This is a genomic window from Mucilaginibacter sp. KACC 22063, assembly GCF_028736115.1.
In the GTDB taxonomy this organism is placed as follows: Bacteria; Bacteroidota; Bacteroidia; order Sphingobacteriales; family Sphingobacteriaceae; genus Mucilaginibacter.
In genome coordinates this window covers 4,374,240-4,395,428 of record NZ_CP117877.1, presented here as the reverse complement: position 1 = coordinate 4,395,428, position 21,189 = coordinate 4,374,240, and the positions used below count along the sequence as shown (strand labels likewise).

The following is a 21,189-nucleotide window of genomic DNA, read 5'->3' as shown; positions in this document are numbered from 1 at the left end:
TTTAGTTATAATTTTGGTCGACCTTATCAATTAGGTGCCTTAATTAATTATGCAAATCAATAAAAAACAGTTAGCTATTGCCGTAGCATTATTTGTTGCGGTTAATACTTCTTTTGGCCAGGTACGTAAAGCGCCTGTCTCGCCTAAAAGTAAACCCGTACCTGCCGCTCAGCAAATCAAAGGAGAAGTTATCCCGGTTGATCCCAATGTTATTATCGGGAAACTGCCTAACGGGTTAACTTATTACATCCGCAAAAATGCTGAGCCAAAAAATCGGGCTGAACTTTATTTGGTAAATAAAGCCGGTTCTGTATTGGAGACTGATGACCAGCAAGGCCTTGCACACTTTACCGAGCACATGGCATTTAACGGTACCCGCGATTTTCCTAAAAACGAACTGGTAAATTATCTGCAAAAATCAGGTGTGAAATTCGGCGCCGATTTAAATGCCTATACCTCATTTGATGAAACTGTATATCAGTTGCCTTTACCAACTGACAGCACCAAAATATTTGAAAAGGGATTCTCTATTTTAGCTAATTGGGCTGGTTATGTAAGCTTTGATACCGACCAGATCAACAGTGAGCGTGGTGTAGTACTTGAAGAAGAACGCCTGCGCGGTAAAAATGCACAACAGCGTTTACAACAGCAATGGATGCCTGTTGTGCTTAACAATTCGCGTTATGCACAGCGCCTGCCTATCGGTAAAATCGACATCTTAAAAAACTTTAAGCCAGAAACGATAAAAAGTTTTTACCATGATTGGTACCGCCCTGATCTGCAGGCTGTAGTTGCAGTAGGCGATTTTGATCCGAAAAAGGTAGAGCAGTTAATTAAGGATAACTTTTCCGCTTTAAAAAATCCTGCTAAAGAACGCCCTCGTACTAAATATTCGGTTCCTTATGCCGCTGGTACAAAAGTGAAAATTGCTACAGATAAAGAGTTTCCATATACAATGGCTCAAATCTTTATCAAGCACCCGGCAGATGATGACCACTCAACCGTTGGTTACCTGCGCGACGTTAAAACGCAACTGTTTAACCAGATGCTGAATAACCGTTTAGCAGAATTAACGCAGAAAGCCGATCCGCCGTTCTTGTTCGGACAGGTAAGTTATAGTGGCTTCTTAGGTCATCAGGATGCGCTGACAGAAGTAGCTGTTGCAAAATCTGCTCCGCAACTGAAATTAGCTATCGATGCTGTTTTGGCCGAGACCGAGCGTGCCGATAAATTCGGCTTTACTGAAAGCGAGTTTGCCCGCGCTAAACAAAGCACGCTTACTGCTATGGAAAATGCCTATAAAGAACGTGATAAAACACGTTCATCATCATTTGTGGGCGAGTACCAGCGTAACTTCTTGCAGGGTGAGCCCATCCCGGGTATCGAATGGGAGTATAATTTCTATAAGGATAACCTTGATAAAATTAAGCTGAGTGATATCAATGCTCTGGCTTCAAAGTTTATCAGCGACCAAAACCGCGATGTAATTATTCTTGCTCCTGAAAAAGAGAAAGCGAACCTGCCAAGCGAGGCGACTTTATTAAGCTGGATCAGTTCGGCAGGTAAAGGTGTTACTGCTTATGTAGATAATGTAAGCAATAAACCATTGCTTGCCAAAGAACCTGCACCGGGTAAGGTAACAGCAGAGCAAAAAGATGCAGCCATAGGTGTTACTAACCTTACACTATCAAACGGTGTAAAAGTTATTCTAAAACCAACCGATTTCAAGAATGATCAGATATTGATCCGTGCTTATGCCAAGGGTGGTACATCACTGTCAAGCGATGCTGATTTTGTATCGGCTAACATGGCTGATGGTATTATTGGTAGTAGCGGTATTGCTGATTTTAACCAGATACAGTTGGGCAAAATGCTTGCAGGTAAAATTGTTAATGTATCGCCATACATTAACGAAACAACTCAGGGCATATCTGCCAGCACATCGCCAAAAGATTTGGAAACGGCATTGCAACTGGTTTATCTATACTTTACAGAGCCGCGTAAAGATGCAGACATCTGGCAGTCGAACATTACGCAAACCAAATCTGTATTGGCCAACCGTAGTTTAGACCCACAGGCTGTTTTTGCAGATACGGTTACCGCTACGTTGAGTAATCATAGTTTCCGCCGCATGACAACCACTGCAGCGCAGTTAGATAAAGCCAGCCTTGATAAAGCGTATTCATTTTATAAAGACCGCTTTGCTGATGCCAGTGGATTTACCTTCACTTTTGTAGGAGCGTTTGATGCAGATAAGATCAAGCCTTTGCTTGAAAAATACTTAGGCAGCTTACCGGCAACCAATAGCAATGAAACTTATAAGGATTTAGGTATACGTACCCCTGAAGGCCAGATCACTAAAACTGTATACAAAGGCATTGGCGATAAAAGCGTGGTTGACCTGGTATTTACAGGCGATTATGATTACAGCGAAGCCAATAATGTGCAGTTAGATGCATTGGAAGAAGTAATCAACATTAAATTGATTGAGCGTTTGCGCGAAAAAGAAGGTGGAGTTTACTCACCTCAGATTCGTGCGTCTTACAGTAAGATTCCGGTTGGCCGTTACAATATTACCATCAGCTTTAGCTGTGCCCCTTCTAACGTAGATAAGCTGATCGCAGCCACTATGGAAGAAATTGGTAAAGTGAAGCAAAATGGTGCAGAGGCAGTGGATATTCAAAAATTTGTTGCCGAAGAGAAACGATCTTCAGAATTGCAGCTAAAGGAAAATAGCTTCTGGGCTTCGTATTTAACCGGCAGCTCTGAAATACAAGCTAATCCCGACCGCATCCTTAATCATGTAAAAGACCTTGACCAGGTAACAGTGCAAAGTACAAAAGAAGCCGCTAACAAATATTTAAGCGGTAAAAATCTGGTTAAATTGATATTGATGCCTGAAAAGAACAGCCAGGCGAAGTAATCTATAAACGATTTATAAAATAAAAAGGGGCGCAAATTTGCGCCCCTTTTTATTTAGGCCTGTTAAACTGCATTTTCGGATGCATGGATATGTAGCTTGCCGAACTATCCTTTGGGATATGTACCAATATAGCGGCGCACTTATTCTGTTTAACCTCAAAGGCAATACCTTGCGGTATATCATCATAGATCTGTAGTGTATCAGTACCATTAGCATAGTTGGCGGTATACCTGGCTTGGTAGTATTTGGTGATACTGTCTAATAAAGAACCATTATGTATACGTTCTACGGTTTTAAACCAGGGCGATGTTACGCGGATGATTTTTACGCGGCTGGTACTTTCATCTTTGCCCCCAAAATTACGATGCGAATAAATATCTGTTTGGTAAGTGGCCGTATCGGTTTTGTGCATCCAGGTGTTCATAGCAGCTCCCATTGCAGCGTCTGATTGCTGCGGCTTGCCTAACTGATCCATTACAGAATCCACATTTTCGTTAATATAAGTTTTACCGATACTTTTACCCGGCACAATAAGCTGGTTAGCGCCTATAAGCGTGTCTTTACTTACGTTTGAAGTATCTGCATGCAGGTATTTCTTATTTTCGTGATGGCAACTGGCCATGGTTGCCATTGCAGCTAAGGCAATAAAAGATCTCTTAAACATAGGATGTTGTAAACAAGTATCATACCGTTAATGTATTAGTAATTGACATGACGCAGGGACAGCAAATTATACGCGAATGGTTTAAGCATAAAGACTGGAAACAGTTTCCGTTTCAATTAGAAATGGAAGATGCTTACCTGTCTGGTTGTTCTGGTTTGCTAAATGCGCCAACAGGCAGCGGTAAAACATTTGCCTTATTTCTTCCCTTTCTTGCAGCTTATATCAACCGTTATCCGGATAGCTACCAGCGCCGGGAAAACAACGGTCTACTAATGCTATGGATTACACCCCTCCGCGCACTTACCAATGATATACGTAAAGCCATGCAGGAGGTGTGCGATGATCTGGACATTCCATGGCGCATTGCTACCCGGACAGGGGATACTCCGCTTGCCGAAAAACAGGCATTAAAGAAAAAGCTTCCGGAGGTTTTGTTAACCACGCCCGAAAGTTTACACTTAATGCTGGCGCAGAAAGATTATCCCAAGATGTTTCAGCACCTGGAAGTGGTCGTAATTGATGAATGGCACGAACTGCTGGGAACCAAACGCGGTGTACAGGTGGAGTTGGGATTATCGAGGTTGAAGAACCTCTCAGTTGCCGGTAATCAGTTGCCTGAAACTAATCAGCTAAATAGAAACCCGCACCTCACACCTCGCACCACACAACTCAGAGTGTGGGGCATCAGCGCAACCATCGGAAATCTGGAACAGGCGGCTGAGGTATTGCTTGGTAATAGTTTTCCGCAGGATCAGATTAAAATGGTAAGGGCTAATCTCGGAAAAAAGATCGTTATCAAATCTGTTATCCCTAAGAGCATCGAAAACTATTCTTGGACGGGCCACATTGGTTTGGCTTTGCTGCCTGAAGTGATGGGCATTGTAGCTAAAAGCACTACCACGTTGCTGTTTACCAATACAAGGGCACAGTCAGAAATATGGTACCATGCTATTTTAGATAAGTACCCCGAATACGCAGGTATTATTGCCATGCACCATGGTTCGCTGGACAACGAGTTGCGTAACTGGGTAGAGCAGGCACTGCATAGCCAGGCTTTAAAGCTGGTGGTCTGTACGTCCAGTTTGGATTTAGGGGTAGATTTTCGCCCGGTTGATACTGTTATACAGGTAGGCAGCCCAAAAGGTGTTGCACGCTTTATGCAGCGTGCCGGGCGAAGCGGTCACCATCCGGGAGCAACCTCACGTATTTGGTTTATCCCTACACATTCCATGGAATTATTGGAGGGTGCAGCCTTAAAGCAGGCCATGATCAATGGCAACTTTGAAAGCCGCGACCCTATTCTGCTAGCTATAGATGTACTGATACAGTATATGGTAACGCTGGCTGTTTCAGAAGGCTTTAGGGCCGACCAGCTTTTTAATGAAGTTAAAAGCACCTATGCTTTTGCTGATCTGCGCCGTAGCGAATTTGGGCAATTGCTGGACTTTATAACCACCGGCGGAAGCACGCTTTCGCAGTATGATGAGTTTTTAAAAGTAGAGGTGGAGAATGGATTATATAAGGTAAACAGCCGCCGGGTAGCTATGCGGCACAGGTTAAGCATTGGCACCATAACCAGTGAAGTTAGTTTGCGTGTTAAACTGCTGCACGGCGGTACATTAGGTACAGTAGAAGAATATTTTATATCTAAGTTAAAACCTGGAGATGTGTTTTGGTTTGCCGGCTGTAGCCTTGAGTTTGTGAATGTAAAAGAGATGACGGCTTTCGTTCGCAAGTCGAACGCAAAGAAAGGGCTGATCGCGAGTTACCTCGGTGGGCGTATGCCGCTATCGTCGCAATTGTCGGCAGTATTTCGGGATAAGCTTGACGAGGTTGCCCGTGGGTTGGAAACGGATGAAGAAATTATAGCCTTAAAACCATTGTTTAATCTTCAATCGCAATTATCACATTTACCGCATAGTAGCGAGTTCTTGATAGAATCATTCCAGTCGCGTGATGGGCACCACCTGTTATTTTATCCTTTCGAGGGCAGGCTGGTTCATGAAGGTATGGCATCTTTGTTTGCTTACAGGCTATCTAAACTTAAACCTGCTACGTTTTCCATTGCCATGAATGACTATGGCTTTGAGTTACTGACAGATGATGAAGTATTGTTGCAGCAAGCTTTGGATAATGACCTATTCACGATCAATAACCTGATAGACGATATACAGCATAGCCTTAACGCTAACGAAATGGCAAGGCGCAGGTTCAGGGATATTGCGCACATTGGCGGGCTCGTGTTTACAGGCTATCCTGGTCAGCCGGTAAAAAACAAGCACTTGCAGGCTTCCACTTCATTGCTCTTCGAGGTATTTAGCGAGTATGAACCTGATAATTTACTGGTACGGCAGGCATATAATGAGGCGCTGGCTTTCCAGTTAGAAGAATTTCGTTTACGGGCTGCCCTGCAGCGCATAAGCCAGCAGAAAGTAATTGTTAAACAAATAGAAAGGCCTACACCCTTTGCCTTCCCGATAATGGTGGATAGCCTTCGCGAAAAACTGACTACTGAAAGCCTTGAAGACCGTGTTAATAAAATGGCACGCGAGTATAATGTTGAGGTAAAAACAAAAAAAGAAGTTAAAGAAGAGAACAACAAACCTGCTGAACCCCGCCGTCAAGGATTTTTTATCGGACCGCCAAGGGGTAGGGGCAGAAGAAAGTGATCCTTTTGTTTTGCGAGGACACCCCTCCCAACCCTCCCAAGGGAGGGAATAAGATTATAAATGTCATTGCGAGCGTTAGCGTGGCAATCTAATAATACATGTTGGTATATTTGAGATTGCTTCGTCGTACCTCCTCGCAATGACAAATCTTTTGTAACTCCCTCTCCATTTGGAGAGGGTTGGGATGAGGCTCGCTATCTCTCTTCCAGGGCAGCCATGCGGCTGTTTTGTCCAAGTTGCTGTTGAAAGTAAGCGTTCCAGCTGTTTTGCTGCTTACGGTCCTGCATGTGGGCAGTATCCTCATCATAGTCCAAATTCAGCTGGGTATATTTCTTCTTTATAGCAGCAAATATATTATGTACCTGCTGTTCATAATTGCTGCCGAAACGTGTGCGGTTAAATACGCTTATCATTTCCTGCTGCATCATGTAAGCCAGGTTATAATGCCCTTGTTCATGTTGTAAAACATCGGCCAGCATAGCTTCAGATATGATGCGCGAACGGTCTAGCCACGATTGATCTTTGTTCATGCGCAGGTTAACATTAAAAGTAAGCTGGTAATTACCCCTGTTGTAAACCGGCTGATAGCTGAAGTCGACCGTACAATTGGTATAAGCTATCTCATTGCCTGCTCTGGGTTTAGCCTGGAAATCACTTGTATGAAGTTGGTGGTATGCCTGTGCATTAACGGCGCACATGCCGATGAAACAAAAGGCGATCGCACAAATCCCCCGCACAACTTTTGGACTCATAAATTAATCAGGCGTATTAAATGTCAATAGTTTAATGGCTTATTTACCATCAGACTTCGGCATATGTAAATGGTTTAACGCCATCATTTCTTTCATGGTGCGTTCCATTGCTTCTGATGATCCGTCTAAGAAAATAACGTTGCCTTTCGAGTTTTCAGAAAAGTGTTTGATGGCCTCTGTCCACATCGTAAATAGGATAACCGAGGTATCCATGTTGGCATGCTGCATTTCTTTGGCAGCAACAGTCATACCCTTTGCAACCTCTTCGCGGAATAAGGCTACACCTTGTCCGCGTAACTGCGATGCCTGGCGCTCAGCTTCGGCAGCAATTTTAATCGCGTTACCTTCAGCTTCGGCAGCTTTGGTTTTAGTGATCAATAAAGCCTGGCCTTCGTTTTCGGCAGCTGCTTTCAGGTTGCTTGATGCTACTACCTGGCTCATCGATTTCATAATCACTTCGTCAAAAGTAATATCATTCAGCTGCAGGTCTTGCAGGTGGTAACCCCATCCTTCTAATATCTGGTCAATTTGTTCTTTTACGTGCTCAACTATATCCTTACGTAAAATCAACACGTCCGACTGTCTTTTGGTGGCCACAAACGCGCGGATAGAGCCCTCAATAGTACGCACCAGCGCCTGCATCAGGTTACGGTCGTCAACAAACTTAAAAGCTACGTTCTTTATAGTTTCTTCGCTCTGATCCAGTACCGAGTACAGTAACATGGCTTTGAAATAAACATTGGCCTGGTCTATGGTCACTGCCTGAAATTCAAGCTCAACAGACCTGTTCTGGATAGAAATACGCGTATAAAGCTGTTCTATAAAAGGGATTTTAAAGTTTAATCCCGGCAACATTATGCGGCGATATTTGCCGAAGACGGTTACAACCCCTATGGTACCCTGGCGAATAGTTACGGCGGTTGATAGAACGGCGATGATTAAAATTATGATAATTACATAAAACAATATGGCTCCGGTTGTCATTATAAGCTTTTAAAAGTGATTAATATATTTTGTTAAGTTACTCATTTGAATACAATTACCTAAAAACATTTACCATGAATTTAAAACGTACTTTCGGTGCAATACTTACTATTTTAGGCATAGTTGGTTTAATTTATACCGGCATCGGTATTATTCAGCACAGCTCGCAAATTACTACCCTTGTAGTTGTTGGTGTTATTGCTATCATCTTCTTTTTCTCGGGCATGAGCCTTGTAAGAAACACGGCAGATAATGCTAAATAGTATCAGGAAATTAATTGTCAAAAAAAAATCCTTTCGGCTGAAAGGATTTTTTAGTTTAATCAGGGTTTATAATTGGTAATTATTGTACATCTCCTGTTTTTTCCAATTCCTCTTTAAACACATCCAGCATGCGACCGCCGCGATAAAAATAACGGCTGTAATATGGATCGTCTAAATTGCTTACTGCAACACCTTTCATTGAGGCGTGGGCAAAGCGGCCATCACCTAAATAAATACCTACGTGCGATATGCTGCGGCTGTGGATTTTAAAAAATACCAGGTCGCCTTCTTTCAGTTCGTCCTTTGCAACCGGACTAACCATGCTGAATATATCGCGTGAATTTCTTTTTATCGTTAAGTTGAAAACCTTTGTATAAAGCTCTTTTGTAAAGCCAGAGCAATCAATGCCTCTTTTAGAGCTGCCGCCGAAATGGTAAGGAGTACCAATCCAGTCATACACAAATTGAAAAAGCTTTACGTTTGAAGTAGCATTAAGGGCAACACCCATTACTTGTGAAAAGTAATCTTTTGCTAATGACTGTTCTTCATCAGATGGTTTGTCGGCAGTCTGAGTTGGAACGTTTTTTGTTTGCGCCTGCGATGCTAAAATACTAAGGCACAACGCAATAGCCAGGATAATTTTCTTCATTTAATCAGTAGTTCGTTGGTTTTTTCAACAACAAATCGTTTATTAAATCAGACACTTATGTCTATTGTTGAATACAAAGATATAGTTTTCCCAAAACATACCAAATCGGAAAGAAAATATATTTTTAATTAATTATCCACAAACAATAGTTAATTGCAAGTGTCTTGTAATGCGGTTGTAATTATTCTTTATAACAAATGTGATGCAGTTTCCTTTTTTAATGTGATATGTTTAGATTTGCGCATTCTCAAAAAATAGAAAAGATTGTTTAACAGATGAGTTCAATCGAAATAAATAAAGATACCTACCTTAAATGGTACGAGTCGATGCTGTTAATGCGTAAGTTCGAAGAAAAAACCGGGCAAGTATACGGACAGCAAAAAATCAGAGGTTTTTGTCACCTGTATATTGGCCAGGAAGCTGTATTAGCCGGAGCAATGTCTGTACTTAGACATGAGGACAGCATGATTACAGCTTACCGCGACCACGCGCATGCTATTGCAAAAGGTACACACCCTAATGCAGTAATGGCCGAAATGTATGGCAAAGTAACTGGCTGCTCTAAAGGTAAAGGTGGTTCAATGCACATGTTCGACAAAGAAAACCGTTTCTTTGGTGGTCATGGTATCGTTGGTGGCCAAATCCCGCTGGGTGCCGGTATTGCATTTGCCGAAAAATATAACGGTACAGACAATGTATGCGTTACCTACATGGGCGATGGTGCTGTACGTCAGGGTGCGTTAAACGAAACCTTTAACATGGCAAGCCTTTGGAAACTGCCTGTAATTTTCGTTTGCGAAAACAACGGTTATGCAATGGGTACATCTGTTGAGCGTACTACTATTGAAACTGATATCTATAAATTAGGCTTACCATATGGTATTCCGTCATCAGCAGTTGATGGTATGGACCCGGTTGCGGTTCACACTGCCATGAACGAGGCTGTTGACCGTGCACGTGCAGGCGAAGGCCCAACCTTCCTTGAAATGCGCACTTACCGTTACAAAGGCCACTCTATGTCTGATCCTCAGAAATACCGTACTAAAGAAGAGGTAGAAAGCTATAAGGCAAAAGATCCGATTGAAATTGTTAAGCAAACCATCGAAAAGGAAGGTTATGCCGACGAGAAATGGTTTGAAGAGATCGAAGCTAAAATTAAAGGACAGGTTGACGAGGCAATTAAATTCGCTGAAGAATCACCATGGCCAGATGCTTCTGAACTTTATACTGATGTATATGTTCAGCAGGATTATCCATTTATCAGAGAAAACGTTTAAAACAAAAAAATTTCATCTATAAGCTATGGCCGAAGTAGTTAAAATGCCTAAAATGAGTGACACCATGACCGAAGGTGTTATTGCAAAATGGCATAAAAAAGTTGGCGATAAAGTAAAATCAGGTGACCTGTTAGCCGAAGTGGAAACAGACAAAGCCACCATGGATTTTGAATCGTACCAGGATGGCACCTTATTATATATAGGTATTGAAGAAGGCAAGGCCGCACCTGTTGATAGCGTTATTGCCGTTTTAGGTAATGAAGGCGAAGACTACAAAGCTGCGCTTGACGCAGAAGGTGGTTCTGCTCCTGTAGCTGATACTGCTGCTGCACCAGCTCCGCAGCCTTCGGCAGCTCCTGAACAAAAAACTGAAAGTGCACCGGCACCTGCTGCTGTTGACACCTCAAATATCCCTGCCGCTGTTATCCGTATGCCGCTGTTAAGCGACACCATGACCGAAGGCGTTATCCAGAAATGGAACTTTAAAGTAGGTGATAAAATAAAATCAGACGATTCACTTGCTGACGTTGAAACCGACAAAGCAACAATGGAAGTAGTAGGTTACGAAGAAGGTACCCTGCTTTACATTGGTGTTAAAGAAGGTGAAGCCGCTAAAGTGAACGATATTATTGCCATTGTTGGTAAAGAAGGCACAGACATTACTCCGTTATTAAGTGCTCCAGTAGCAGGATCGAGTAGCAGTAGCAGCGCAAATGCACCTACCGCTACACAAGAAACTGCTCCTGCAACCGCCGCTGCTACCGAGTCTGATTCAACCGGTTCAACCGGGGATGATAGCCGCGTAAAAGCATCTCCATTGGCACGCAAAATCGCTAAAGATAAAGGCATTAACCTTAATGACGTTAAAGGCAGCGCCGAAGGCGGCCGTGTCGTTAAAAAGGATGTTGAAGGCTTTACGCCATCTGCTAAACCGGCTGCTGCCACTGCTTCTGCACCTGCAGAACAAGCTGCTCCGGCTAAAGATGCAAAACCAGCACAAACTATTTCATTGCCAACTGTATTAGGCGAAGAAAAATATACTGAGAAACCGGTTACCCAAATGCGTAAAGCAATTGGCCGCCGTTTATCAGAAAGCTTGTTTACTGCTCCGCATTTCTATGTAACTGTTAAAATTGATATGGACGCTGCTATTGCTGCACGTACCAAGATCAATGAAGTTGCGCCGGTTAAGATATCATTTAACGACTTTGTTGTTAAAGCTTGTGCTGTTGCCTTAAAACAACATCCGGCTGTTAACTCATCATGGCAGGGCGATACCATCCGTGTTAACGAGCACGTAAACATTGGTGTAGCTGTTGCGGTTGACGAAGGTTTGCTTGTACCGGTTATTAAATATGCCGATAGCAAAACTTTAAGCCACCTGTCTGTTGAAGTGAAAGACTTTGCCGGAAAAGCAAAAGCTAAAAAGCTACAGCCAAACGAAATGGAAGGCTCAACCTTCACTATTTCTAACTTAGGTATGTTTGGTGTTGACGAGTTTACTGCCATCATTAATACACCTAATGCATGTATCCTTGCGGTTAGCGGTATACAACAAGTGCCTGTTGTTAAAAACGGTGCTGTAGTACCAGGTAACGTAATGAAAGTAACCTTAAGCAGTGACCACCGCGTGGTTGACGGCGCTTCTGCAGCCGCTTTCTTAGGTACACTTAAATCATTGCTTGAAGAGCCGGTACGTTTACTGATCTGATAAGATTTAAAATCTGAATAGCAAAGCCTGTTGGTTGATACCGACAGGCTTTTTTTGTTTCCCATCAATTTCTGTAAGCCGTACAAAACCACTATTTTACTGCACCGAATGAACTGGCTTAAACGGAAACACAATATTGATGATACCGATGACGAAAGCTTATTGAAAAGCTATCGTGATGGCGGTGATATTGATATTCTCGGCCGTTTGTTTGAAAGGTACATGGCGTTGGTATATGGCGTGTGCCTGAAATACCTGCATGATGAGGAGCAAAGTAAAGATGCCGTAATGCAGATCTTTGAGGAACTGATTATCAAAGCCAGGCAGCATGAGGTAAAGCAATTTCACAGTTGGTTGTATGTGCTTAGCCGTAATTACTGCCTAATGCAATTGCGTTCTGCTGGCAAGCACCAGGCAATTAATATTGATGATGTTATGGAATCGGCCTTCGTTTTGCATCCTGAAGATGGAAACAAGGAAGAGCATTTGAAACGGCTGCATCATTGCATGGAAAAGTTAGTGGCGTCGCAAAGGCAAAGCATCGACCTTTTTTATTTGCAGGAGAAGTGTTATAAGGAAGTAGCCGAGCAAACAGGCTTTACCCTTAACGAGGTAAAAAGCTTTATACAAAACGGTAAAAGGAACCTTAAAATTTGCATGGATAAGCAAAGTGAGTAAGCAAAGGCACGACATATCGCAGATTAAGAAGTATCTCAACGGAGAGCTTGATGCCCGCGCCATGCATAAACTGGAACGCGAAGCCCTTGATGATCCTTTTTTAATGGATGCCTTGCAAGGTTATGAGCAGCTTAATTCTGATCCTGAAAATGATCTTGCCAACCTGCATCAGCGTTTAAGTAACAGGGTGCAGCAGCAACAGAGAAAAATTGTGCGTTTATGGCCGCTGATATCTGTTGCTGCTTCTGTGTTAGTATTTGTAATGGTGGGTGCATGGTGGCTGCTACGTAATCAGAAAAAAGGTCAACTGCCTGTACCAGTTAATCAGGTAGTAGTAAATCCTTCAATAATAGAGCCTCCAGTAGAAAAGAAGCCTTCGCCAATACCAATAGTTAAACAACCGGTAATAGCACAGGCAAAGCCACGTTACAATAAGCCGGCAATTGTTGCTGAGGTTGCGCCGGCAATACAAAGTAGCGCTACAGATAGTAGTGCGCTTGACTTTAGAACTAATTTAGTTGCAGCAGCCAAAGCGCCAAACAGGGTAGCACTTCGCGGAGGTAATCGCATCAATATTCGTGGCATATCCTCCATAGATACTTCAAAACATCCGCTTTATATAGTGGATGGCATCCCGGCAAATAATATCGATAAAATAAATCCGAACGAAATTGCTTCTATTAATATCCTTAAAAAGGATAGTGCTTCAACGGCTTTATATGGCTATAGGGCGGCTAACGGTGTTGTGCTGATTACCACAAAACATGGTCAGCAGGCGTATGCCAGAATTGGAACAAAGGCTGATAGCAGCAAAATGCTGAATGAAGTTGTAGTGACGGGATATTTACCACAAAAAAAGCAAGAGGTAAGTATGGCAGCTGCAACGGTAATCGGCCAGTCATCAAATTATGCATTACAGGGCAAGCTTGCCGGTGTTGAAGTGAATAGCAAACGACTTACTAAAAAAGATTCGTTGATTACGGTAACGGGGCGAGTAATAGACAGTGATGATAAACAACCGCTACCAGGCGTAAGTATCAGCGTTGCAGGAAAAGATAAGCACGCAGTTACCGATGCCCAGGGCAGGTTTACGTTACAGGTAAATAAAAAGGACGTGTTGAATACCGGCTATGTAGGTTATGAAACACAACAGGTAAAAGTAAGAGGGGATAGCTTAAACATAGTGCTTAATCACCAATCAATGGCTTTAAATGAAGTTGTAGTTGGCTATGGCGAACAAAAACAGCAAATCATAACCGCCCATCCGGTAAATGGCTGGAAAGCGTTTAAAAACTATCTTAAAGCAAATGCTGCTGCTCAAACAAAAGGCGGGGTTGTAAAAGTTAAGTTTACTGTCAATATCGATGGCTCACTAAGCGATTTCATAATTGTTAAAAGCCTGAATGAAGTTGCCGACATTACCGCAATAGCTTTAATAAAGAATGGGCCTAAGTGGCAGCCTAACGCAAATAATAAAGCTGAAAGCATTAAAGTAAAGATACGCTTCCCACAAAAGGACTAACCTATTTCAGCCCAATTTTTACTTTGCCGGTGCCATCGTCCTTAGCTTTAAGGTGCAACACTATGCCTTTATATCTTTTCTTTTCTAATTCCGCTTTATCTGTAATGGAGGTGTCTTTCTTCGGGTTCCTGAGCGGTACATCTAAAGAAATATCCGTACCCCTGCCCAAGCTATAGATACCAGCCACATCGGCATTAATTACGCTTGACGTAATCTGCATAGGATGAATGGTGATCTTTTCGCCGTTGATGTCAAACTGAGCATCAAGCTTTGGTATCTGGATATTATTTAAATCACGGAATGGGAACGCAATTTTACCAACCGTTTTCAGCGGATTAAAGTTTAGTAATGCGCCATCGGTAAGGTTCAGAAGCACTTTACCATTAAGCGAACGCGGAACCAGATCTCCGGCAGATGTTAGCGTACCGCTTATCTGTGCCTTTGCTGATAAATAACCACGAAGGTTTTGATAAGTAGGGCCTGTTAAGCCGAAATTGTTAAACTGGTAAAAGAACTGCTGAATGTTGGCCCGGGTAACAACGCTGGTAATATTAAACCGGTTTGATGTATTGTCCTGTAAAATCCGGCCGCGTATAGCCAAAGAGCCTCCTGCGTGTTTTACATTAAAGTCTTTGATCTCTATGCCGTCTTCAGATAAGTTAACATCCATAACGGCGTTGGTAGCCACAAACTTTTTGTAGTATACTTTGGCAACGCGCATATGGAAGTCTGCCTGTGATTTATTAAGTACCGTACTCAACTGGTCTATCAGGTCGCGGCTGTTTGCCGTTCTTGATGACCTGCCACCTGCCGACTTTCTGGAAGCATGATTATTAAGATATCCTAAAAACTCAGCAATATGTATCTGAGGGCTGTTGATGTACCAATTAATCACAATTTTCTCCGGCGCATCATAATACAGGTTCATCAGGTTTTCTGCTTTGCCCTGCATAGTTACAATGCTGTGTCCGCTTTGTAAACGCAGGTTATCAATGGCCAGGTTGCCGTTTTCTATTGAAATAGCCACGGAAGAGTTTCTGAAATTTAGTCCTGACGGTACATAATTAATATCAGCATTATTAAAGTTAATATGACCGGCAATAAATGGTTTATTGATTTGCAGGTTTACCACATCAGCCTTAAACCGCATATTGATATCAGCATTACCGGCACTAAACTTGGCCACCTGCGGCATCATATAGTTCATGTCAGAAAGCGGGAACTTCGCCCTGAAATTACCCCTGATGATAGGCGTGGTTAAGTTGATAACGCTGGCCGTGTCCGTTGTAAAGGGAACATGCTTGTAGGTGCCAGTGAATTTATAAAAGTTGATGATCGAATTTTCGTCAGTTAAACCTTTACCTTTCAAATACTCATTGGTAAACAATCCGTTGAAGCTGCAATTATCAATCACTATACCCGGAGCATTAAGCTTATTATTTTTAACAACTGTGGTTATGTAAAGCAAGGGATCACCACCACCAAAATTTCCTGAGATGGTAGCATCTATTGATATAGGTTTCTCCAGGTTGAATTTATAAAGCGTTTTAGAGATATTATTTGATACCAGCGATGCCGCATCTTTCCATAGGATCTGGTCGGCAATTAAGTGAAACTTAAAGTTGCGCGATTTAGGTGCAGGAGTGAAGAGGGCATTAAGTTTAAATACATCGCCGCCAATGCTCAGGTTATCCGAATGTACATTGATAATATCCTTGCCTTCATTGTAGCCTGCTTTAAGATCGCCCTCAATCAACTTATCTTTTATAAAACTGCCGTTGGATGTTTTGAATGCCAGACTGCGGGATCTTACTTTTAAATGTACATTACCCACCCAGCCAGAATCGGGGAAATCCATTTTACCGTTTAGCTGATCAACATCAAACTTATATAGCTTATTAGCTTGTTGATTATTAATAGTCAGGCTGACATTATTCAGGTTAAAACGGCTCAATTCGGCATCGGCACTGCTGCCACTTTTATCAGTTTTGTTTTCTTTCTTATTCTTCTTTTTAAAGATAGATGTATTGCTGTAACCGGTACTGTCAGAGTAAATATCTATAGCTGCATTGTTAATATCAATATGATCAATACTTATTGTGCCAGATAATAGCGGCCCTGTATTTACAGCTACATCAAAGTCTTTGGCATCAAGCAAAGTATGTTTATGCTCGGCCCATCTTTTATCCCTTATCACCACATTGCTTAGCGATAAAGAGGCATGCGGAAAGTTTTTGAAAAACGATGCCGACATGTCGCCGATCTCAACTTTGCCGTCAAGGCTGCTGTTTAGCTTTTGATTAATAAGCGCAATTACTTTGGCTTTGTGCGTGTTAATATAGATGCCCAAACCTGTGAGCAATAAAAGCACAAACAGGATGACACCTGCCAGTACTTTTAATAGAATTTTTAACCATTTGGGCATATCAGGTAGTTTAATGATAGATAACACCAAAAACCCTGCCTTTGTGTGTTTTATGCTTCTAAACCAATGTTTTACAACAATCAGGTTTATAAATCAGGTGAAAATTTCGTTCTGACAACTGCTTAATAACTAATACGATAAATATATGTGCTATGCTTGCTGCATTATGTATCTTGTGTGATACAGTATCAGGAACAGTTAAAATGATAAAAGCCTCTGGAAGAGGCTTTTATGTGTAATTGGATATCAGATTACTCTCCGTAATGGTGGAGGTATTTGTAATGCAGTTGTTGTAAGGTATTTGCAGAATCCTCGTCTGTTGAGTTGCCGTAACCTGATACCAGTAAGCCCTTTAAGCCTGATTTAGAAGCCAGCGCATAAACAATGGATTCGTCCGCAGGGTCTGACGGGCCTTCGTAACGATACAGGTCAACAATCTCAAACTCATCGGCAGGATATGCCTGCTCGCCCACTAAAAACTGGTTCTCTTTTAAGTTAAGGTCGAGTGTGAAGCCTTGTTTCTTTAACTCTTCAATAGCCTGGGTTATGGTAGCATAATGAAATTTCTGTTTCATAGGTATAGTATCTGTTTGTTTTATAAAGTTACGCAACTCCGTTTAAAAACCAACCCTCTACCTGCTTAAATATCCAATTCCATCTGGATATTGCAGCGCTCATAAGGGGAAGGCACACCGGTGATTTTCTTAAAGCCAAGCTTTTGGTAAAGGCTTAATGCTGGCTTTAAAACGGTGTTACTTTCCAGGTAGAGTTTGTTTGCTCCAGCCGATTTAGCTTTTGCAATGGCAGCTTTACCCAGTAACTCACCAATGCCTTTGCCCTTAGCTTTTGGCGATACCGCCATTTTAGCCATCTCAAATTTATGCTCGTCCATTTTTATTAATGCACAGGTGCCAACAGGTTCTCCGTTATAAAGGGCAATTAGTACATAGCCGCCTTTATCAATGATATATTCCTGCGGATGATCGAGCGAACGGTAATCAGCTTCTTCCATTTTAAACCAGGTTGAGATCCATTCTTCATTGATCTCCCTGAACGCACTTTTAAATTCGGGGCGATATGCTACTATTTCTACTTCTTTACTTTCTCTCATTTTCTTTTCTTCGGCTACACGTTTATCCAGACTTTTTTGCTCGAGCAGGTATTCCCACTCTTCTATGGCTTTCCACAGGTTGTTGTTGGTTTCGCTTAATGCTTTTTCAATAGCTGCATTCACATCGGTGTACTGGTGTTGTATGCGGTCATTTATTGCCAGCCCGCTTTCGGTAAGTTGAACATAATTACGGCGTGCATCGCCGGTATGTTTTGCCTCTTCGGCAATGCCTTTGCGCATCATTTCTTTTATAATTGTACTTACCGAAGGGTGCGAATGCCCGATCTCCTGTGCTATTTGCGTAATGGTTTTCTGTTCGCCTGTAGATAAAGCGTAAAACACAGGAAACCACTTCGGCTGCAGATCAATATCGTAAAAGCCATATACCTGGCCGGCCTGTTCTGTTATTTTTTCGCTTAACCGGCGCAGGCGGCTACCAATAGCCATCTTACCCGTCTTATCATAAAATTCCATAATAAATCAATTACGTAATCAATTACGCAAATTTAATTTTTGGTTTGATAAATACAAACTTTAAGTGAAAATCTGAGCATGCAATGTATATTTACCCTGTGAGCAGGTTAAAAGCATTTGCAAAAAATAAGGTTGTCATCATCATATTATTGGCAGCAATAATTGTAATCATCACCAATTTGCCGCCGCAATTTGTAGAGACTTTTTACAGCGAAGGCTTATATAAAGGTATTAGCTGGATCCTGCACCCGCTTTTAGGTTGGTTGCCCTTTAGCGTTGGTGATTTGATTTACATCGCAGTGATTGGCTATTTAATTTATGCGGTATTCAATTTCTTCCGCTTACTCTTTACAGCCAGATTTAAAGCCGTTGGTACTGCGGTACTAAAGTTCTTTATTGGTTTTGAAATAGCTATTTGCTTGTTTTACCTGCTTTGGGGCATTAATTATTCGCGCCCGGCAGCTGCCGACTTACTTAATCTGCGAGACACCAGTTATACCATTAAAGATGTTGCCACAGTTACAAAGCTGCTTATTGATAGTACCAACACCTTACGGAATGAATTAAAGCCGCAAGATTTTAACCGCGACAATAGCGCTATTTATGATACTGCTGTTAGTGCGGTAAAAAGATTAAGTACCGTATCTCCTAAATACCAAAGTATAGTACCGCGAATAAAACCATCGCTGATTACGCCATTGCTTAATTACCTCGAAACGTCAGGTTATTTTAACCCGTTTACCGGTGAAGCACAGCTGAACTGGCAAATGCCTGTGTTCGACCGTCCGTTTACAGCCTGCCATGAAATGGCACACCAGATAGGTTTTGGCAGGGAGGACGAAGCTGACTTCGGCGGTTACCTGGCAGGTATACGTTCGCGGGATAAACTACAGCGATATTCGGCTTACTATGCAGGCACAATCGAATTTTTACGCTACCTGCGTCGCCGTGATACCACTGCACATCACCAGTTAAAAGCCATGCTGAATACCGGTGTGCGGCAAGACTTGAAAACTGATAGTCTGTACTGGACAAAATACGCCGGACAGATCGGTATGATCAGCGGCCGCTTTTACGATAATTTCTTAAAAGCCAATAAACAACCCGCCGGCCTGTATACCTACAACCGCATGATCAGGCTGACCATGGCTTGGTATAAGCGCGAGGATGTATGGAAATAAGCAGTTGAAAGTTTAAAGTTAAAAGCAATAAAATTTAGCTTTAAACTTTCAGCTAAAAGCTATTTCTTCTCTGCTATCCAGGCGTTGATCTTGCTTTCCAGTACGCTTAAAGGCATTGATCCGTCCTTAAGTATCTGGTTGTGGAAATCGGCGAGGTTAAATTTGCTGCCTAATTCTTTTTCGGCTTTATTGCGCAACTCACGTATTTTAATCGCACCTATTTTATAACCCAAAGCTTGACCAGGATTTGCCATGTAACGTTCAATCTCAGCAGTGGCGCCCTGCTCGTCGATGGCCTCGTTGCTCATCATATAATTGATAGCCTGTTCGCGGGTCATGCCCTTGGTATGGATGGCAACATCAACCACCAAACGTACGGCGCGGTGCATTTCATCGCCCAAAGCACCCATGTGCTGGTAAGGGTCGGTAAATAAACCAAGCTCTTTGCCTAAAGATTCGCAGTAAAGCGCCCAGCCCTCTACAAATGCATTATCTACCTCAAACCTGCGGAATTTTGGAAGCGATGTATTTTCCTGTGCTAAAGAAATCTGGTAATGATGTCCCGGTATCGCTTCATGCAAAAACAGCGACTCCATGCCCGACGTCACGTTAAACTGCGTAGCATCTAATATCGGCACATAAAATATACCGGGACGCGTACCGTCTGCACTGCCTTGCAAATATTCGGCGCTGGCCGATGCTGCACGGAAGGCTTCTGTCTGCCGTATCTCGAACGGTGTTTTAGGCACATTTGTAAACATTTTCTTCAGGTTGGGCTGCATTCGCTGGTGTATATTCTCGAAAGCATCTAGCACCTGCTTAGGGGTTTTATAAGGTTTAAATTTAGGATCGGTGCGCATGTATGCAAAAAACGCTTTCAGGTCGCCTTTAAAGCCAACTTTATTTTTAATGCTGTCCATCTGGCTTTTGATCCTTGCAACCTCGCGTAAGCCTAACTGGTAAATCTCTTCGGGCGATTTGGTAGTGGTGGTATTTTGTTTAACCATGTAAGCATACATGGTTGTGCCGTTTGGCCATGCCGACAAGCCAGACGTGCTAAGCGCATGCGGCAGATACGTGTTTTTAAGATAGTCGCCAAGCTTTTTATAGGTAGGTACAATATCAGCCATGATCGCTTTTTTATAAGCGGCCGTTAGCCTGTTTTTATCTGCCTCGCTGAAAGATTTAGGCAGGCTGTCAATCGGTCCGTAGAAAAGGCTTTTTTCAGGCGATGCCACTACCATGCTTTGCATCTGCGGAATCATTTTTACCACATTGGCCTTTGGCCAGATGATGCCCAGTTTTATGCCTTTATCCATGTTGGCCATAGCGGTATCAGCCCATAATTTAAAAGCGCTTACACGTTTCAGCCAGTTGTCGTAATCTGCAACGGTTTTAAACGGCTGTGCCCCGGTTCCAGATCCTAACTGGCCCATGGTAAGCGGAATGCTCACCATTTGGTTAAATGGCGTATATACAGAATGTGCAAAGTTTAGCACATCATAATAAATATGTAGCTCCTGACCCTCAAGTGCGGTATTCAATTGGTAAAGCAGAATATCATAAGATAATTTATCCTCATCGCTGAGTTTATCGCGATCAAAGGCTTTGAGCTTTGTTAAATAACCGGCAAAAAAATCATGCGATTGTTTTTGAAATGCTGCAGAGCCATCGTTCTTTAATTCGCCGTTATAGCGTTTATCGCCATTGAAAGTAGCTTCGAGTGGATAAAGCTTCAGGCGGTCCTCATAATAATTGTCGAATAGCTTGGCAATATCCTGGTTTGATGAAGTTTTGTTTGCAGGTTGTTTACAGCCAGCCAGTGCTGCTGCACATACAAGGGCTAATAAAATCTTACGCATGATGTGGGGTTAAAGGCTAAAAGTAACCAATATCATGCTTGCAA

16 protein-coding genes are annotated in these 21,189 nt (G+C 42.4%); 8 read left to right on the top strand and 8 right to left on the bottom strand.

The features are described from left to right. Positions 1 to 49: 49 nt before the first annotated feature. Complete coding sequence (locus PQ461_RS19230; protein ID WP_274207179.1) at positions 50 to 2,923, top strand: M16 family metallopeptidase; 2,874 nt, start codon at positions 50 to 52, stop codon at positions 2,921 to 2,923. A 49-nt stretch (positions 2,924 to 2,972) separates the two neighbouring features. Here PQ461_RS19230 and PQ461_RS19225 read toward each other — a convergent pair whose 3' ends face one another. Beyond that, positions 2,973 to 3,587 (bottom strand): hypothetical protein, encoded by a 615-nt coding sequence (locus PQ461_RS19225; protein WP_274207178.1) that lies wholly within the window; start codon positions 3,585 to 3,587, stop codon positions 2,973 to 2,975. A gap of 47 nt (positions 3,588 to 3,634) precedes the next feature. Between PQ461_RS19225 and PQ461_RS19220 the strand changes: the two genes are divergently transcribed. After that, the gene (locus tag PQ461_RS19220; protein ID WP_274207177.1) at positions 3,635 to 6,256 is read left to right on the top strand and encodes a ligase-associated DNA damage response DEXH box helicase; all 2,622 of its coding nucleotides are present in this window, start codon (positions 3,635 to 3,637) and stop codon (positions 6,254 to 6,256) included. 194 nt (positions 6,257 to 6,450) lie between these two features. On the opposite strand, the gene PQ461_RS19215 is transcribed toward PQ461_RS19220, so the two are convergent. Both PQ461_RS19215 and PQ461_RS19210 read right to left on the bottom strand, forming a co-directional pair. Continuing rightward, positions 6,451 to 7,008: a DUF922 domain-containing protein gene (locus PQ461_RS19215; RefSeq protein ID WP_274207176.1), complete on the bottom strand. Its 558-nt coding sequence runs from the start codon at positions 7,006 to 7,008 to the stop codon at positions 6,451 to 6,453. A gap of 39 nt (positions 7,009 to 7,047) precedes the next feature. Further along, positions 7,048 to 7,992, bottom strand: a complete 945-nt coding sequence (locus PQ461_RS19210) for an SPFH domain-containing protein (protein WP_274207175.1) — start codon at positions 7,990 to 7,992, stop codon at positions 7,048 to 7,050. Between the two features lie 74 nt (positions 7,993 to 8,066). Here PQ461_RS19210 and PQ461_RS19205 point away from each other — a divergent pair, with 74 nt between their 5' ends. Then, positions 8,067 to 8,255 (top strand): hypothetical protein, encoded by a 189-nt coding sequence (locus PQ461_RS19205; protein WP_274207174.1) that lies wholly within the window; start codon positions 8,067 to 8,069, stop codon positions 8,253 to 8,255. Between the two features lie 79 nt (positions 8,256 to 8,334). On the opposite strand, the gene PQ461_RS19200 is transcribed toward PQ461_RS19205, so the two are convergent. Next, on the bottom strand, positions 8,335 to 8,904 hold the full coding sequence (locus PQ461_RS19200; protein ID WP_274207173.1) for a C40 family peptidase: 570 nt from the start codon (positions 8,902 to 8,904) through the stop codon (positions 8,335 to 8,337). Positions 8,905 to 9,179: 275 nt separating this feature from the next. Between PQ461_RS19200 and pdhA the strand changes: the two genes are divergently transcribed. From pdhA to PQ461_RS19180, 4 genes are all read left to right on the top strand, one after another. After that, on the top strand, positions 9,180 to 10,181 hold the full coding sequence (gene pdhA / locus PQ461_RS19195; RefSeq protein WP_274207172.1) for a pyruvate dehydrogenase (acetyl-transferring) E1 component subunit alpha: 1,002 nt from the start codon (positions 9,180 to 9,182) through the stop codon (positions 10,179 to 10,181). Positions 10,182 to 10,206: 25 nt separating this feature from the next. Beyond that, the gene (locus tag PQ461_RS19190) at positions 10,207 to 11,892 is read left to right on the top strand and encodes a dihydrolipoyl dehydrogenase family protein (protein ID WP_274207171.1); all 1,686 of its coding nucleotides are present in this window, start codon (positions 10,207 to 10,209) and stop codon (positions 11,890 to 11,892) included. Positions 11,893 to 12,000: 108 nt separating this feature from the next. Beyond that, positions 12,001 to 12,570, top strand: coding sequence for an RNA polymerase sigma factor (locus tag PQ461_RS19185; protein ID WP_274207170.1), 570 nt, complete (start codon positions 12,001 to 12,003; stop codon positions 12,568 to 12,570). After that, positions 12,563 to 14,092, top strand: a complete 1,530-nt coding sequence (locus PQ461_RS19180; RefSeq protein WP_274207168.1) for a TonB family protein — start codon at positions 12,563 to 12,565, stop codon at positions 14,090 to 14,092. Before PQ461_RS19185 ends, PQ461_RS19180 begins: the two co-directional genes overlap by 8 nt. Position 14,093: 1 nt before the next feature. On the opposite strand, the gene PQ461_RS19175 is transcribed toward PQ461_RS19180, so the two are convergent. From PQ461_RS19175 to PQ461_RS19165, 3 genes are all read right to left on the bottom strand, one after another. Next, positions 14,094 to 16,517, bottom strand: coding sequence for an AsmA family protein (locus tag PQ461_RS19175; protein ID WP_274207167.1), 2,424 nt, complete (start codon positions 16,515 to 16,517; stop codon positions 14,094 to 14,096). A gap of 251 nt (positions 16,518 to 16,768) precedes the next feature. Beyond that, positions 16,769 to 17,092, bottom strand: coding sequence for a phosphoribosylpyrophosphate synthetase (locus PQ461_RS19170; protein ID WP_274207166.1), 324 nt, complete (start codon positions 17,090 to 17,092; stop codon positions 16,769 to 16,771). Between the two features lie 65 nt (positions 17,093 to 17,157). Beyond that, positions 17,158 to 18,102, bottom strand: a complete 945-nt coding sequence (locus tag PQ461_RS19165) for a bifunctional helix-turn-helix transcriptional regulator/GNAT family N-acetyltransferase (protein ID WP_274207164.1) — start codon at positions 18,100 to 18,102, stop codon at positions 17,158 to 17,160. Positions 18,103 to 18,200: 98 nt separating this feature from the next. Between PQ461_RS19165 and PQ461_RS19160 the strand changes: the two genes are divergently transcribed. Beyond that, positions 18,201 to 19,283, top strand: a complete 1,083-nt coding sequence (locus PQ461_RS19160; RefSeq protein ID WP_274207162.1) for a DUF3810 domain-containing protein — start codon at positions 18,201 to 18,203, stop codon at positions 19,281 to 19,283. 59 nt (positions 19,284 to 19,342) lie between these two features. Here PQ461_RS19160 and PQ461_RS19155 read toward each other — a convergent pair whose 3' ends face one another. After that, positions 19,343 to 21,145 carry a DUF885 domain-containing protein gene (locus tag PQ461_RS19155; RefSeq protein WP_274207161.1) on the bottom strand — a complete coding sequence of 601 codons (1,803 nt, stop codon included), beginning with the start codon at positions 21,143 to 21,145 and terminating at the stop codon, positions 19,343 to 19,345. Positions 21,146 to 21,189: the final 44 nt, after the last annotated feature.